At 54.5% G+C, this 699-nt stretch carries 2 protein-coding genes; both read left to right on the top strand.

Going from position 1 to position 699, the window contains the following annotated elements; translation table 11 throughout:
- Positions 1-342, top strand: a 342-nt coding sequence (locus ACTHUR_RS14335; protein WP_440399233.1) for a hypothetical protein, incomplete at its 5' end; no start/stop codon positions are given.
- Positions 343-345: 3 nt separating this feature from the next.
- Positions 346-699 (top strand): gp436 family protein (locus tag ACTHUR_RS14330; RefSeq protein WP_440399232.1); only part of this gene is annotated, 354 nt, incomplete at its 3' end.

Here is a 699-nt window from a genome sequence, read left to right as displayed (position 1 = left end):
GGCGCGCTCTGCGGCAACGGCGGCGGGCGAAGTCATCCAAGTATTTTTGAAAGGCTGATCATGGCTAAAGTTTATATCGCAAACACTCCGTTGATTTTGGAAAACACCCAAGGCAACCAATTTCGCGTCGAAGCTGGCGAAGCGGTCGAATTAACGCCGGAACAGTACGAATCAGTCGCGGCACACGTTACCCCGACACTGACAACCGGCGAAGAACTGGATGCGCAACAAAATGACACCCCACCGTCCGAAGATACGCCGTCAGATGATGCAGGTACTGCGGGCGAAGTTGAAAAGCCGAAACGCGGTAAAAAACCGGCAGCAGCCGAAGAGGCGGAGTAAGCCATGTATATCGGCGCGGATGATTTGACGGCTGCGATGGGCAAAATGGAGTTGGTGCAACTGACCAACGACAATGCGCGCGGGACGGAACCCGACGCTCAGGTCATTGATGCGGCAGTGCGTTATGCCTGCGATTTGGTGGACGGATACCTGCGTGGCAGATATGTGCTGCCTTTGGCGGAAACGCCGACGGTTTTGCAGCCTTTATGCATCAACATTGCCCGCCATTTTTTGCACAGCCGCCGAATCAACCGCGCCGACTTTCCGAAACCGCTGGAAACCGCCTACAACACGACGATTAAAACACTTGAGTCTATCCGCGACGGCAAAATCCATATCGGTATCGCCACATTGGAC

The sequence above is a fragment of the Neisseria sp. P0021.S007 genome (genome assembly GCF_051956855.1).
The sequence above is the reverse complement of the archived record's forward strand: the minus strand, read 5'-3'. Positions and strand labels throughout refer to the sequence as shown.